Genomic DNA, 14894 nt, shown 5'->3' with positions numbered 1-14894 from the left:
GCTATTCACTCCTCAAAGCCTTTACTGGGTTACTTGTAGCGGTTCTAATAGACTGATAACCAACAGTAAGCCAGGCTACTGCGGCAACCACTAGTATAGGCACAATCCATATCAGTGGGTTATTAAGGTTGATTTGGTAAGCGAATGATGCTAACCACTCTTTCATTAACCAATAACCTACTGGTATGGCAATTAAAGCACCTATAAGTACCAACAGGGTAAAGCTTTTAATTACCATAAAAGTTAAACTCTGAACAGAAGCGCCAAGCACTTTTCTTACGGCAATCTCCTTGTACCTCCTTTGTAAAGTGAATGCTGCTAGCGCGAATAACCCCAGACATGCAATAACGATTGCCAAACCAGAAGAAGCCGTGAACAATTGCCCAAACCTTTCTTCTTCGGCATAAAGGGAGTTGAAAGACTCATCTAAAAACACGTATTCAAAAGGTTCATCTGTAATGGTTTCAGCCCATGCTTGTCTTACTTGTTCAACCGTATTTTGATAGTCTCCAGTTACCTTAAGCGATAAATAGTTAGCGGCATACCAGTCTCCCTCAGTTTTGCCATCTTCTCCCATCAGCCTAAAAATGAATGGGTCGATGTCTCTTCTCAATGAAGCATGGTTGAAGTCTTTTACTACCCCAATGATAGTATAGTCCTCTCCATCGCCTCTTGAAAGCACCTTACCCAAAACATCTCCCCCTAGCCATTTTTTGGTCTTTTCATTAATGAGAATATTAGCAGTATCGGAAACTAGATCCTTATTGAAACCTCTACCCTCTATCAGTTCAATATCCATTGTCTTTAGAAAGTCTGCCGTAGCAAATAGGTTAATGAAGCTATTATTTCTAGGGTTATCCTCTACTGTTTGATAACCCCAATCCGACACACCTCCCGAGAGGTATTGGTTACTCAAAGCTCTAGATTCTACAGAAGGTATTCTATCAATCTTATTCAGAAAAGATGTGCCGTTCTCGGCCAATCGATTAATATTTTTGACGAGTAAAACTTGTTCTTGATTAAAGCCTAGGTCTTGATTTTTGATAAAATTAAGTTGAGTGTAAACCACTACTGTACTTACAATCAAAAGAATAGATATAGCGAATTGAAATGCTACTAACCCTTTTCTTAAAAAGCCACTACCTTTTCCTGTTGCCTGAGACTCTCCCTTTAAAGCCGTAATTGGTTTGAAAGCAGAAAGCACAAAAGCAGGATAACTTCCGGCCAAAAGACCAACAAGTAACATAATACCGAATAGCTTAAGCAATGTAGCCGTATTGAAAATATCCTCTACATTAAAGTTTCTATTAGCCAGTTGATTGAACCCTTCTAGAGCCAAAGAGGCTATGCCTAAAGCCAATATTGAAGAAAGAAAGCAAACAGTTATAGATTCAACTAGAAACTGCCCAACCAACTGTCCCTTTAATGATCCGAGTACTTTTCGCATACCTACTTCCTTAGACCTCATGGCCGAACGAGCGGTACTTAAATTCATAAAGTTGATGCAGGCAATGAGTAGAATAAAGAAGGCAACAGCCGAGAATATGTAAACATTATCTATACTTCCACTAGACCCTAAGGCCATATGAGAATAGTGTAAATGCAGTTTCTGCATAGGAATGAGTGAGAACGTTTTTTTACCTCCATCTGCTAGAAACGCATCGAAACTATCATGCCCCGAATATTTAATAATCATAGGTGCTAGATGTTCACGAATAAAGGCAGGCATCTTTTCATGGATTTGTTCTGGAGAAGCCCCCTTAGCCAATTTAGCATAAGTGAAAAAGCCATTCCCTGTCCAATTACCAATGGTTATCCATTCTTCATGTGGATACGAGTTGATGAAATTATACTGAAAATGAGTGTTTTTAGGTGGGTCAGCTACTACACCCGTTACCTGAATATTTTGGCCATCGGCCTTAATAATCTGACCAAGTGCATCTTGGTACCCGAACAGTTTATCTGCCAAAGACTGTGTTAGTACTACAGAATTAGGCCTATTTAAAGCAGTTTTGGGGTTACCAGCTATAAACTGAATATCGAATATCTGATTAATTGTGGAGTCTGCACTGAAGCCTCGAGCCTCTTTAAAAACCTGATCACCAATTTTGAAGGTTTGATCAAATGGCCCATTAAGCCGTGCTACAGCTTCAACCTCAGGGAAGTCAGTCTTCATTTGAGCACCAAGCCTGGCTGGAGTCCAAGCGCCTGCCTGACCATTGGCAACACGGTAAACTCTATCTACATCTTGGTGAAAATTATCATAGCTCAATTCATGACCTATGTACATAGTAATGAGCAAACAGGCCGCTAAACCAATGGCTAAACCTGAAATGTTAATAGCAGAATAGAATTTCTGCCTTAGGAGACTTCTAATGGATATTTTGAAATAGTTTTTGAGCATAGCAATGTTGTTTAATGAGTTTATATCTTCTAGACCTTTGATATATCTTAGGCGGAAAAACCTGAGAACATCCCAAGAGAACTTTCTTCTTGCAGGCTTGAGTCCTTCCGCTTCAATTCGTTTATAAAATAGCTCATAGGCATCTCCTTCAATGATTTCTAGTGCCCTGGGCTTGCAATAGAGTTTCAAGAATTTGATGGCCCACTGAGGTGGTTCGTGATCAAATGGAGACATACTTGAGTCCTAATGATGGAATTTGATCATGTAACTTATTGCGCTGTTCGCGAATAGCGTTCAGAGCCTCTTGACCAGCCACAGTGATTTTGAAGAATCGCTTTCTTCTTCCGCCTCTCTCGGCAGTAGCCCCTCCAACTTCAGACTTTAAAAAACTTTTGGTTTCCAACCTATCTAAGGCAGAATGGACTGCACTAATATTGATTTTCCTACCAGTCTGAGATTGAATTTCTTCCATCACACTAATGCCATAAGCGTTGTCATTCAGAATGGCCACAACCAAAAGCACCAATTCTTCAAACTCCCCTATTTGTACTCTTCCCATGGGTTTTAATTTGTTTCACAATAGTAAATGAAATACATATGTTTCACTATTGCAAATGAAATTAATTATGGTGTAATGAATTGTGCTTATGAAGTATTCAAACGGAAGTAAACTGAATTAATCAGACAACTTTAATTCCTAATTACTACTTTCAACCTTATAACCTGAAACATAATAACTCATGATTAAAAGACTCCTTTTTTTAGGCTTACTCTTCTGCACTTTTATGGCACAAGGTCAATCGGAAGATGTTCAGAAAGAATTACAGAATAGATATTTAGGGTATCTCATTAGAGAAGGATATGACCCCGAAATAGATGCTGATGGCGATGTGGAATTCACTTACAATGACAATAACTATTATCTAACTATTGACGCAAGTGAAAAAGAGTTTTTCAGAATTGCCAGAATTGCTAGACTAGAATTGACTGAAGAATCAGATATCAATCGTGCAAAGATAATCTGTCACGATATCACTAAAGAAAAAAAGGTAACCAAAGTCTATTGGTTCAATAATAATATTTGGGTATCCAGTGAGCTTCTTTTTTCAGATTCTGATGGCTTTGAAGGTATTTTTGAAAGAGCCATGGAACTTACAGAAAAGTCATTTGATGAGTTTGTTACTCAGTGGAAAGAAAATTAGTCTGCTGGCTTAATAACCGGCAGACCTATCTATATCATGCAATAGCTCTTCTCCTTTAATGAGTCGAGCTATATTTTTTTGAAGCAAGTTCAATGCTGATTCTGGAGAAGTGACACTGGCCACATGTGGAGTGATTTTAATTTTCGGATGTTTCCAAAAAGGATGTTCTGACGGAAGCGGCTCTTGCCTGAATACATCTAATAAGGCTCCAGAGAGCTTACCTGAATCTAAGGCCTCAATCAAGTCATCTTCTACCAAATGATTCCCTCTAGCTACATTTATTAAATATGTTCCATCAGAAAGCCGTTCAAAAAGGTTTTTATCCAGAATGCTTTCGGTCTGAGGTGTAACCGGCAACAGATTAATCAAAACGTCTATTGGCTTGAGAAATTCAGACATCTGATCTCCAGCATAACATTTTACACCTTCAATTTCCTTCGGAGTTCTGCTAAACCCACTAACCTCAAAGCCTAAAGTAGCCAAAGTAGAAGCACAATGACCTCCTAATTCACCCAAACCAAGTACACCAACTTTTAGGTTCGAATAAGGAAGCCTATCCCAAGTAGAAGTTTCTTGGTTCTCCTTATGCTTATCCATACTTCGTTGGTACATCATCACTCCCATCACGCAGTAATTGGTCATATCACGTGTCAGATGCGGGTCTACAATTCGGGTAATCGGAATATCGGAAGGAATCTGCTGATCATTGACCAGATGGTCAACACCAGCTCCTAGTGAACTTACCCACTTTAGATTTGGTAAGCTTTCAACCACACCTTCATCCATTGGCTTCCAAACAAACAAAGCCTGAACACTCGACAAGTCTTCTTCCGTAGGCCATACATGTACTTTATTTACATAAGGCGACTTTGAAAGGCCTTCAACCCAAGGTTCTGGTTGCCACACTTTGGCACAAAGTAGAATATCTATTTTCTGCTGATCCATTTATTGTCTTTTATATAAAAGCGCCACGGTTTAAGCGCATCTTCTTCCGCATAGTCTACACCTATTCTTTTTGATACTACAATTTCTGTATCATTTAAATTAGGAGCCTCTTCAATCCATATTTCATCTCCTAAAAGCCATTTACCATAATGGACTTTGGTAGTAATTCCTAAGGCCTGACTCAAAGTACCAGGTCCTGAACTCAAACCTTTTTCCAACTTCCCTTTCTTTCTTCGTTCAAGCATAATATCAATGCCCTCAATAGGTTCAACGGCCCTAATCAGTACAGCATCGGCCTTATCTGCAACATTTGTTACCACGTTAAATAAATGATGGATGCCGTAGCACAAATAAACATAAGCATGACCGCCTTCTGCGTACATTACCTCTGTTCTCTTAGTCCTTACTCCGTTATTAGCATGACAAGCCTTGTCATCTCTACCAGAATAAGCCTCTACTTCAGTAATCTTAGCTACGGTATAGACTCCATCAACTAAAGTATGTAGAGTCTTTCCCAAAAGCTCTTTGGCAATCTGGACTACATTTTCACGCTGATAAAATGATTTTTGAAGTTTCATCTGAAAATCATAGCAACTAATTCTCAAGAAATGAGTTTAACTTGTTGAATCAAAAAAACTGATCAAAAATGAGAAAAGGAATTATCTCTTTCGCAACACTACTTTTATTTTTTGTAGCTACCTCAGCTTTCGCTCAGAGAGGTCCTGCAGCAAGTCCTACAACTACAGTTTCACAAGCCATAGGAAACACTCAAATGACTTTGGTATACTCTAGACCTAGTTTAGATGGTCGTAAGCTGAATACCTTGGCGCCTAATGGAGAAGTTTGGAGAACTGGAGCTAACGCCAATACTAAAATTAGCTTTGACAAAGAGGTAATGATAGGTGGAAAAAAACTAGCCGCTGGTGAGTATTCTATGTACACTATCCCTGGCGCTGATGAGTGGACAATCATCATCAACAAAGCCAAGACTTGGGGTACTAATTATGACGAATCTCAAGACGTAATGCGTTTCAAAGCAAAAGCCACTAAAACGGATAAGCCTGTAGAAACTTTTTACATCATGATGCAAGACTTTGACAAGAACAGCAAAGACAAGGCTATGATTGAGTTAGCATGGGCCGATACTTCAGTGAAATTCCCAATTGCGGTTACTAACTAAGGTTATATAAAATCTAAACGAAGCTTCTATTCATTGAATGGAAGCTTTTTTTATAACTTCACAATACAAAAATTCAAACCGATGAAAAGAATTATACTTAGCTTATTAGCTGTTATGGTTACTACGGTAACCTATGCGCAAATACAAATGCCTCCGGCAAGTCCTACTTTCGAATTGAAAGGAACCGTAGGCTTAGCAGAGGTAAAAGTGGTTTATTCTAGACCAAGTGCCCGTGGCAGAAAAGTTGCCGGAGAGCTCATTCCTTACAATGAAGTTTGGAGAACTGGTGCCAATGCTTCTACAAAAATCTCATTTAGCGAAGATGTTCTAATTGAAGGCAAACCTCTACCTAAAGGTGATTACGCTCTTTACACTCAGTTTACTGAAGATGTAGCCACTATCATTTTTAGCAAAAACCTAGATTGGTGGGGTGCTATTGGCTATGAGTCAAAAGATGATCAACTTAGGGTTGAAGTACCAGTAAAGCATCCGAGCAGCCATTATGAGACTTTCACTATTAGCTTTTCAGACTTCACTACTAACTCTGCCAACTTGAACATGAAGTGGGAACACACTAAAGCAATGTTCAAAATAGAAACAAAAGTAGACGAGCGTGTGATGGCTCAAATTAAGGAGCAAGTGATTGATGGTACACCAGCCAATGCTGGCGTTTATTTTCAAGCTGCTGGTTACTATTACGACACCGAAAGAGACTCAAACTTAGCTCTTACATGGGTAAACAAAGCCATTGATGCTTCTCCACAAAAACAGTATTGGGTAATTCATTTAAAGGCAAAATTACTCGCCAGATTAGGCAAGAATGCAGAAGCTCAAGCAGCGGCTAAAGAATCTATGAAACTTGCCGAGGAAGGCGGAAACCCTGACTATGTGAGACTAAACGAGAAGTTGATAGACTCACTGAAATAATTGAGATTATCAGTAAACAGAAAGCCCTGACTTCACGAGAAGTCAGGGCTTTTTCATTTCTTAGCTACTTTTTCTTTAGTAGCTTTTTCTTTCTTAGGATGGCTTTTGGCTTTTACCTTGTAGGGTCTTGAAACACCAAAAGTACCCATGGCAATCTTGCCTTTCTTGGTTTTTCTATCTCCTTTTCCCATAGATCAAATTACATTTTCACTAGTGGAATTTACGCAAGACAAAAAAACTTGTCAATAGTAACTATCTTCTTCTACCAGACCTACCTTGAGTTCTACCCTGTCTGCGGCCGCCAGCTCTTTTGTTATCAGAACCAAAACTTCTGCCCCTGCCCTTTTTGGGGCCCGACTTTTTAGGTGGCCCATCATTGTCTTCATTCACCTTTACGGCACGACCAGAAACACTTATACCTCTAAATTTTCTCGAAACATCTTTGCTTTCAGCCTTATCCATGTAGAAGAAACTACAGTTTTTCTTCATTTCAATGTCTTGGAAAGCCTTAGGGTTCATATCCGTAACATCTGCCATAAAGTGAAGTAAATCGGCTTTAGTGGCACCATCAATTTCTCCTATGTTAATAAAGAAGCGCTGAAGGCCATCGGCTCGTACTCCACCTTCTGACTGCCTCTTACCACTACCCTGAGATTCATTCAAGTCTTCAGGTTCATCGAAGTTGGCATTACCATCTACCCTCATGTGGTCTAGTTGCACTGTCAGAAGTCTTTTAAGTAACTCCTCTTTAGACAAACCAACTAATTCAGGATCTATATGCTCAAGAATATCATCAATGCCCTTATCTACCTTGGTCTGAAGAATAAGTTTAACCCAGTGGTTAATTCTACTGTATTTCAGCTCAGCTCTATTAGGCACTTCTACAAGCTCAAAATTAACTTTGAGCCTCTTCTCTAGGTCTTTGATTTTCCTGCCTTCTCTCGGGTTAATTAGTACCAAAGAGATACCCTTTTTACCTGCTCTACCGGTTCTTCCACTTCTGTGGGTGTAACTCTCAAGCTGGTCGGGCAAAGTATGGTGGAATACGTGAGTAAGGTCGTTTACATCAATACCACGAGCTGCCACATCTGTAGCAATTAGTAATTGCATAGAACGCGCCTTAAAACGCTTCATAACGGCATCGCGTTGACCTTGAGATAAATCTCCATGTAATGCTTCTACACCATAGCCCATATTCGAAAACTCGTCTGCAAATTGCTGAGTTTCGCGTTTGGTTCGGCAGAACATTACACCTCTCATATCTGGTTGAACATCTAAAAACCTACGAATGGCAGCTACCTTATTCGCTGTTTTGGTTACCACGTACTGATGAGAAATATCTAGGTTACTTTTTTGCTCAGTATTAACAGCCACCTCAATAGGCTCGTGCATGTACTTATCTACAATCCTTCTGATTTCTGGAGGCATAGTGGCTGAAAACAACCAGACTGAACGCTCTTCAGAAGTGTAACCAATAATATCATCTATATCTTCTTTGAAGCCCATATTCAGCATTTCATCGGCTTCATCTAGCACAACGTACTGAACTGCATCTAAAGAAATGGCTCTTCTTTTAATAAGATCTAGCAAACGACCTGGGGTGGCAACTACAATTTGAGTAGGCTTTTTTAAAGCTCTAATTTGCCTGCTAATATCTACACCACCATAAACTACCTCTACATTAAGCTTTCTATTATTAGTTACAAAGCTTTGCAATTGAGTAGCTGTTTGCTGACCTAATTCTCTGGTTGGAGCCATAATAATGGCTTGCGTACTTTCATCTTCCAGATCAATCAAATCGATTAACGGCAAACCAAAAGCGGCAGTTTTTCCTGTTCCTGTTTGCGCTAAACCAATGAAGTCTGTGGGATTTTTCTTCAACAACTGCGGAATAGCCTGTTGTTGAATAGGTGTTGGAGTTTCAAAACCCAACTGATCTAGCACTTCACATAAGTTCTGCGAAAGTCCTAGTGATTTAAAATTTGACAAAACGTATTTTTATAATGAACTACAAAGGTAGAGGGAATAAATGGGAACTAATTGAAAGTCAATCAATTTATTTAGACTCTCCACCTTCTTATATATTGGCTAGGTATTGCAGAATTCTACAGAGTGTACCATTGGTAAGTTGTTACTCAATGTAGCCCAGCTTTCTCCATCATTTTCAGATAGATACAAATTACCTGTAGTTGTACCGAAAGCCAATGTAGAACCTGTTACATCGAGGGCGTGCCTATAGGTAATGTCAAAAACATTTTCTTGAGGCAGACCTTCTCTGAAGGCTTTCCAGGTTTTACCTCCATCATCGGTTCTACAAACACAAAGCGCTGAATCTACGGCAACACGCATCTGGTCACTATCTCCTGGTACTACCCAAGCCACATTAGTATCTGTTTCACTAGCGGCAATGGCAAAGCCGAAGTGGGCAGGACCGTTTTCCTCGCTGACTTTATCCCAAAATTCACCGCCATTTACAGATCTGTAAATACCACAATGATTCTGTTGCCACATCACTTTGGGGTTACCCGCGCACCAATCTACCAGATGAGGATCTTGGCCAATATCTGCCGTAGGGTCTGGCAAAAACTCTGCATATAAGCCCTTGTTGACCGATTTCCAGCTTTCGCCTCCATCTAAAGTTTCGAAGGTTCCTGCACAACTTACGGCAACATAAATGTGATTAGAATCCGCTGGGTCTACTAGAATGGAATGAATTCCGGCATTGTCTCTTCCCCCACCAAACCACTCAATTCTTGAAGGATGATCCCATAAGCCTCTCACCAGCTCGAAGGAGTCTCCATTATTGGTGCTCTTGAAAAGTCCTCCTGGCTCTGTTCCCACATAAATGGTTCCTGGCTGACCTTTTCCTCCAGTAGCAAATGCCCATAAGTATTTGGTTGCTGCAGGTGAACCATCTTTCAGTTCTTCGCCTTCAGGATATTTAGGGGCTTCAAGTTCCTCCCACTCCTTTCCATCTTTAGATCGATGAATTTTGCAACCCCAATGGCCATGATCTAACATTGCCCACCAATAACCAGTGTTTTCATCAATACAAGCGATAGTAACAGGGAAGCCAAGGAATTCAGTAGAGTCATGCCTCCATTTTCCAGAGACATTTTTCCTGTAAACAATAAGTCCTTTGCGAGAACCTACAAGGAGCGTATTCTTTTCTGACATGGCTAAAAGTTTATAATTGAGACTTGATTTTAAGGCTTTACCCTCCAGAAAGCGCCTGCATCACATAAACCTCATCACCATCCTTTAGCACATCTTGAAGTGACTTTCTATCTTTTATCAATTGATTGCCTACAAAAATATTTACATGCTTTCTGAGCGAGCCATTTTCGTCTACTATATAATCCTTCAACCCTGAATAGTTCTGCTCAATGAGATCAACCGCTTCTTTCACGGTTTTACAATCGGCATGAATTGGCGAAAGATTAGGGTAAAATCGCTTTAGGTTAGATGTGAACTTGATTGTAGGCATAAAATCTAAAATAAGCATTAAAACGGAAATTGTTGCCAAAATGATTTTAGGATGGCTTTCCAAAGGCCTTAAGAAACTCAGGTTTGTATTTCCTACCGATAGGCAGAATTTGCCCTCTCACTTTCACTTGGTTTCCAATTACCTGATCAACCGACCTGATATTCACAATATGGCTTTTATGAATTCTAACAAAGCTGGTCTTTGGTAATTCAATCTCCCACTTTCTCAATGCTCCTACCATTACATATTTCCTTTGAGTGGTGTGGAACTCAACATAATCTCTATCAGACGATAAGTAAAGCACATCATTAGGGCTAAGCTTGTGTAAGACCTTATCGATATTTAGAATGATTGAATATTCCTTCTCTTTTGCAGGTTTTGTGATCGTCTCTACTGTTTCATTCTGAAATTGTTTAAGAGCCTTATTTGTGGCTTTAAGAAACCTGGAAAAGGAAAACGGCTTAAGCAAATAATCCGTCACATCAAGGTTGAAGCCTTCGATAGCATATTCCGGATAGGCGGTAGTGATAATAACCTGTGGAGGATTTTTGATTGATTTCAACAGTTCAATCCCACTAATCAAAGGAAGGTTTATATCCAGAAAGAGTAAGTCGACCTTCCCTGAATTCAACATACTTTGTGCTTCCATGGCGTTCGCATAAACTCCTTTAAGCTCCAAGGCTGGACACTGCCCTATAAACTCCTTCAGTACCTCTTGAGCAGGCCTTTCATCTTCAATGATTATACACCTCATCGTTAGTAATTAAGAGTTTTACATTAAATGATTGATCACTTTTATGAATGTCGAGCTGATACCGTTCTCCATAAAAGGCATGCAATAATTGCTTGGCATTCTTCAAACCTAAGCCTCCTTGTTCATTTAGTAGGTTGGACTTGCCAGAGTCTTTGTTGAAACTATTTTCGCAGGAAAAGAAAATGGTCTTATTCTGAGCCACTAGGCTCAAATTGATTTCTGGTTGAAAAGGATCTATGTACTTGAAAGCATTCTCTACGAAGTTAATCAGAATCATTGGCGCAATGGAGTAATGCTCAATATCCCCAATAATCTCGAAATTCACCTTAAAACCATCTTTACGCATTTTCTGTAGGTCGATATAATCATTGAGGTATTCTATTTCCTTTTGCAATTCAACCTTGTGCTTATCTGCTTCATAGAGCATATACCGCAGCAAATCGGACAGCTTTAAAACCATTTCAGGCGTTTCTGAAGCCTTTTTCAAGGCATAGGAATAGATGCTATTTAAGCTATTGAACAACAAGTGTGGATTAACCTGAGCTTTTAGAAACTTAAGTTCCGCTTCTAAACGATCGGTTTCGGCTCTTTCTAAATCTTTAAGCTTGGCCGAATAGTTTAGAAGAACCGGAACAGCACTAAATAAGACTAGAAGGATACCCAAGTGTATGAAATTATAGAGCGCGTAAGTCGAATTCGGCCCTTCACACGAACATGTTTGAAGCAGTGTTTTATTGACATAAGCTTCGAAGAAAGCTACCGAAAGCATTATTGGTAAAAGAATCAGAAGGTACTTTCTCAGATTATGCTTTTTGAGGTATTGAGGAAGTAAAACAAGGTTATTGAGGTAAAGCACAAAGCCGTAAACGAGAAAATAAAAGCCAATTTCTTCATAGGTAATACTGTGTTCACCTGTGTACCTAAAGCGTAAAAAAGGATAGATAAAATAAAAAGCCCAAAACAGCAGGTTCAGGCCAATGCGCGTGTAAATACCAAAGTCCAACCTCATTTCAAGAGCAAAATACAACCAAAAGAATCAGTAGCAAGAATCCATCTATCAACAACTCACTCCTTTCTATCAACAGCATGAAAACTCATCAACGACCAGTGATCGGCTGTTTTTAAAGGTTCGCATGGTCTTTCTTGCTTGAAGCAGAAACTCTTTGTTGAGGTCCAAATTTAGGACGAGTATCAAATAAAAACATGAAACAGATACTCTTAGCCTTAATTCTTCTCTTTCCATTTTCAGAAGTACCGAATGAAGAAATCAATAAAGAAATTACAGTAAATGGAAGAACCATTCTCTATGGTCAAATTAATCGAGAAGGTCTTACTTCCAATTCTTATGCTGGCTGGTTCAACTTGGTTTATAACAGATATGAGCTGAATACTGAGATCGTATTACAAGTAAAACAGGCACAATTGAAAGGCCTGACAGTGAAGCTTTTTATGGGAACTTGGTGTGGTGATAGCCAAAGAAATGTGCCTGTATTTTACAAATTCATAGATCAACTCAAAATATCTGAAAATCAAATAGATGCATGGGCACTAGACCTTGGTAAAAAAGGGCCAAATGCCGAACAGGCCACCTATAATATCAGCAGAGTGCCTACAATTATCTTCTACCGAAATGGCAAAGAAATAGGCAGGTTCATTGAAAGACCTAAGCCTGGAGAAAAGTTAGAACAACTGTGGGTAGATATTATTAATGAAAACTAAATCCACTGCTGATTATTATGGGTTCTTTCGTGCTTAACATCCCCAGTATGTTGTGTATTAGCTGGTTCAAAGAGCATTACCCAAACTTCTTCATCGTTCTTGGTGTATGGGTTGTGCTCCACTCCTTTTGGCACAATAATAATTTCTCCCGTATTAATTACTTCTGTTCTATCCCTAAACTCCATATATAAAGTCCCTTGATGAACATAGAACAGTTCGTCTTCATTTTCATGGCTATGCCAAACAAATGAACCTTTGAGCTTGGCCAACTTAACTAGCTGACCATTAAGCTCTCCTATGATAGATGGTTTCCAAAATTCTTCAACTAAAGAAAATTTTTGCCCTACGTTTACTCCAATCATAATGCATTTTACAAATAATTTGAATCTATCAAGTCTTTTGAGCTTTGTTCCATCAAGATGATTTGAGCTTTTGAATTGTTGAAGATTTGGGCTTATACTTGCGGTTGTTCGATTTGGAACCCAACCATGGATAAGTTTATTGACGTTCGGAGAATGATGGCCGCTAGAAACCCAAAGCTACTCAAATGGCTTCCTGGGTTTGTTATAAACTATATAGAACGAATAATCCATCAAGAAGAAGTCAATGACTTTATGGCCCGTCATGAGTCGGCCAGCGCCTATGAATTCTGTAAGGAATTAATGGAGGAATGGAAGATTGACCTCAACCTTGTTGGGAAAGAAAACATTATTGAACCACCCGAAAGCTGTATTTTTGTTGGAAACCATCCGCTTGGCGGTTTCGATGCTGTAGCATTTGTATGGGCTGTAAACCATATAAGGCCAGACATTCGATTTGTAGTCAACGACTTCCTCCTTGGCATTAAAAACTTAAAAGAAAGGTTTATTGGAGTGAACAAGGTGGGCAAGAGTGCTCGCGAATCACTGATGGCCGTTGAAAAACAGTTTGCATCAGACACCGCAACCTTCATTTTTCCGGCAGGGTTGGTGAGTAGAAAAAAGAATGGCGTTGTCAGAGACTTAGAGTGGAATAAAACCTTCGTTTCAAAAGCTAAAAAATATAAAAAGCCCGTCATTCCAGTGTATATTGAAGGGAGATTGACGAACAAGTTTTACAGACTTGCCAACATCAGAAAAGCACTGGGAATTAAGGTGAATATTGAGATGTTTTTTCTGGTTGATGAGTTGTATAAGCAGAAAGGCAATAAAATGGATATCATTATTGGTAAACCCGTTTCTCCCGAAACATTCGACAAGAGCAAATCTGAAAAAGAATGGGCAGAATGGATGAAAGAGAAAGTTTACCAGTTAAAGCAGTCGTAACAGACCCGTATGAAGCAGAGTAAAGTAAAAAAAGAGATAATACCTCCTGTTGAAAGAGAACTCATTGAAGATGAGTTAACGCAAGAGCGTTTCATCCAACATACGCACAAGGGAAACAACGAAATTTACATAATCAACCACCACAACTCACCGCATACTATGCGCGAAGTGGGGCGTTTGAGGGAAATATCTTTTAGATCTGCTGGTGGCGGTACGGGACATGAGATTGACATGGACGAGTACGATACCAGCCCCAGATGTTACGAGCAATTAATTGTCTACAGTAGAGAAGACAAAGAAATTATAGGCGGTTACCGATTCATAACAGGGAATAGGGCTAGGAATCCTGAAACAGGCGAATTTGAGCTCTCTACTGCACATTACTTCGATTTTTCTGAACAAATGAAGAATGACTTTCTTCCTTGTGCAATAGAGCTGGGTCGTTCTTGGGTTCAGCCAGAATACCAACCTTCTGTAAACCCTCGAAAAGGGTTGTTCGCTTTAGCTAATATTTGGGACGGATTAGGTGCTCTAATCACAGGGTACCCGGAAATAAAGTACTTCTTCGGTAAAGTAACTACCTACAAGTCTTACAACCCTGAAGCAAGAGACATTCTATTCTCTTTTCTTGCACATTATTTCCCAGATAAAGACGAACTATGCAGGCCTAAACCTGAGCTTTTTGCAGATTTTGATAACGCCATTTTCAAAGAACATTTTAAGCACAATCCACCGTTCAACGAAGGCTTTAAAATCTTACATAAACTCCTGAAAGAGAGAGGAGAATGGATACCTCCTTTAATCAATATTTATATGAATCTGTCTTCTACTATGATGACCTTTGGTACAGCATACAACCCAGATTTTGGTGGCGTAGAAGAAACCGGACTCATTGTGACTATTGCAGATATTCATGAAGATGTGAAAGAGCGCCATATAACGGACTATAAGCGCCCTGAAACAATTGAATAG

At 39.4% G+C, this 14894-nt stretch carries 17 protein-coding genes; 6 read left to right on the top strand and 11 right to left on the bottom strand.

Features of this window, described 5'->3' with window-relative positions:
• Position 1: 1 nt before the first annotated feature.
• Both T7867_RS15700 and T7867_RS15695 read right to left on the bottom strand, forming a co-directional pair.
• Positions 2–2638 carry an ABC transporter permease gene (locus tag T7867_RS15700; protein WP_068222262.1) on the bottom strand — a complete coding sequence of 879 codons (2637 nt, stop codon included), beginning with the start codon at positions 2636–2638 and terminating at the stop codon, positions 2–4.
• Entirely contained in the window at positions 2625–2963 is a 339-nt protein-coding gene (locus T7867_RS15695) for a PadR family transcriptional regulator (RefSeq protein WP_068222264.1), read from the bottom strand. Before T7867_RS15695 ends, T7867_RS15700 begins: the two co-directional genes overlap by 14 nt.
• A 181-nt stretch (positions 2964–3144) precedes the next feature.
• On the opposite strand from T7867_RS15695, the gene T7867_RS15690 reads away from it, so the two are divergent.
• Entirely contained in the window at positions 3145–3606 is a 462-nt protein-coding gene (locus T7867_RS15690) for a hypothetical protein (protein WP_157717664.1), read from the top strand.
• A 9-nt stretch (positions 3607–3615) separates the two neighbouring features.
• Here T7867_RS15690 and T7867_RS15685 read toward each other — a convergent pair whose 3' ends face one another.
• Together T7867_RS15685 and T7867_RS15680 are read right to left on the bottom strand one after the other, a co-directional pair.
• Positions 3616–4551 carry a 2-hydroxyacid dehydrogenase gene (locus tag T7867_RS15685; RefSeq protein ID WP_068222269.1) on the bottom strand — a complete coding sequence of 312 codons (936 nt, stop codon included), beginning with the start codon at positions 4549–4551 and terminating at the stop codon, positions 3616–3618.
• A complete protein-coding gene (locus T7867_RS15680) occupies positions 4533–5129 on the bottom strand; it encodes a DNA-3-methyladenine glycosylase (protein ID WP_068222272.1) in 597 nt (198 codons plus the stop codon). Before T7867_RS15680 ends, T7867_RS15685 begins: the two co-directional genes overlap by 19 nt.
• A 68-nt stretch (positions 5130–5197) precedes the next feature.
• On the opposite strand from T7867_RS15680, the gene T7867_RS15675 reads away from it, so the two are divergent.
• On the top strand, positions 5198–5731 hold the full coding sequence (locus tag T7867_RS15675; RefSeq protein WP_068222275.1) for a DUF2911 domain-containing protein: 534 nt from the start codon (positions 5198–5200) through the stop codon (positions 5729–5731).
• Between the two features lie 81 nt (positions 5732–5812).
• Positions 5813–6658, top strand: a complete 846-nt coding sequence (locus tag T7867_RS15670) for a DUF2911 domain-containing protein (protein ID WP_068222278.1) — start codon at positions 5813–5815, stop codon at positions 6656–6658.
• 53 nt (positions 6659–6711) lie between these two features.
• Here T7867_RS15670 and T7867_RS15665 read toward each other — a convergent pair whose 3' ends face one another.
• From T7867_RS15665 to T7867_RS15640, 6 genes are all read right to left on the bottom strand, one after another.
• Entirely contained in the window at positions 6712–6849 is a 138-nt protein-coding gene (locus tag T7867_RS15665) for a 30S ribosomal protein THX (protein ID WP_084375702.1), read from the bottom strand.
• 61 nt (positions 6850–6910) lie between these two features.
• Positions 6911–8647 carry a DEAD/DEAH box helicase gene (locus T7867_RS15660; protein WP_068222281.1) on the bottom strand — a complete coding sequence of 579 codons (1737 nt, stop codon included), beginning with the start codon at positions 8645–8647 and terminating at the stop codon, positions 6911–6913.
• Positions 8648–8746: 99 nt separating this feature from the next.
• A complete protein-coding gene (locus tag T7867_RS15655; protein ID WP_068222283.1) occupies positions 8747–9835 on the bottom strand; it encodes a WD40/YVTN/BNR-like repeat-containing protein in 1089 nt (362 codons plus the stop codon).
• A 37-nt stretch (positions 9836–9872) separates the two neighbouring features.
• The gene (locus T7867_RS15650) at positions 9873–10163 is read right to left on the bottom strand and encodes a MoaD/ThiS family protein (RefSeq protein ID WP_245660242.1); all 291 of its coding nucleotides are present in this window, start codon (positions 10161–10163) and stop codon (positions 9873–9875) included.
• Between the two features lie 28 nt (positions 10164–10191).
• Positions 10192–10899: a LytR/AlgR family response regulator transcription factor gene (locus tag T7867_RS15645; RefSeq protein ID WP_068222286.1), complete on the bottom strand. Its 708-nt coding sequence runs from the start codon at positions 10897–10899 to the stop codon at positions 10192–10194.
• Positions 10880–11908 (bottom strand): sensor histidine kinase, encoded by a 1029-nt coding sequence (locus tag T7867_RS15640; protein ID WP_068222290.1) that lies wholly within the window; start codon positions 11906–11908, stop codon positions 10880–10882. The genes T7867_RS15645 and T7867_RS15640 overlap by 20 nt, the downstream gene beginning before the upstream one ends.
• A 194-nt stretch (positions 11909–12102) precedes the next feature.
• Between T7867_RS15640 and T7867_RS15635 the strand changes: the two genes are divergently transcribed.
• Positions 12103–12618 (top strand): thioredoxin family protein, encoded by a 516-nt coding sequence (locus T7867_RS15635; protein WP_068222293.1) that lies wholly within the window; start codon positions 12103–12105, stop codon positions 12616–12618.
• On the opposite strand, the gene T7867_RS15630 is transcribed toward T7867_RS15635, so the two are convergent.
• Entirely contained in the window at positions 12615–12980 is a 366-nt protein-coding gene (locus T7867_RS15630; protein WP_068222295.1) for a cupin domain-containing protein, read from the bottom strand. The genes T7867_RS15635 and T7867_RS15630 overlap by 4 nt on opposite strands.
• 126 nt (positions 12981–13106) lie before the next feature.
• Between T7867_RS15630 and T7867_RS15625 the strand changes: the two genes are divergently transcribed.
• Both T7867_RS15625 and T7867_RS15620 read left to right on the top strand, forming a co-directional pair.
• Positions 13107–13922 (top strand): glycerol acyltransferase, encoded by an 816-nt coding sequence (locus T7867_RS15625; RefSeq protein ID WP_068222298.1) that lies wholly within the window; start codon positions 13107–13109, stop codon positions 13920–13922.
• Positions 13923–13931: 9 nt separating this feature from the next.
• On the top strand, positions 13932–14894 hold the full coding sequence (locus tag T7867_RS15620) for a GNAT family N-acetyltransferase (RefSeq protein WP_068222301.1): 963 nt from the start codon (positions 13932–13934) through the stop codon (positions 14892–14894).

The sequence above is a fragment of the Roseivirga spongicola genome (assembly GCF_034376045.1).
In the GTDB taxonomy this organism is placed as follows: domain Bacteria; phylum Bacteroidota; class Bacteroidia; order Cytophagales; family Cyclobacteriaceae; genus Roseivirga; species Roseivirga spongicola.
Note: the sequence above shows the minus strand (reverse complement) of the source record. Positions and strands in the feature narration are given on the sequence as shown.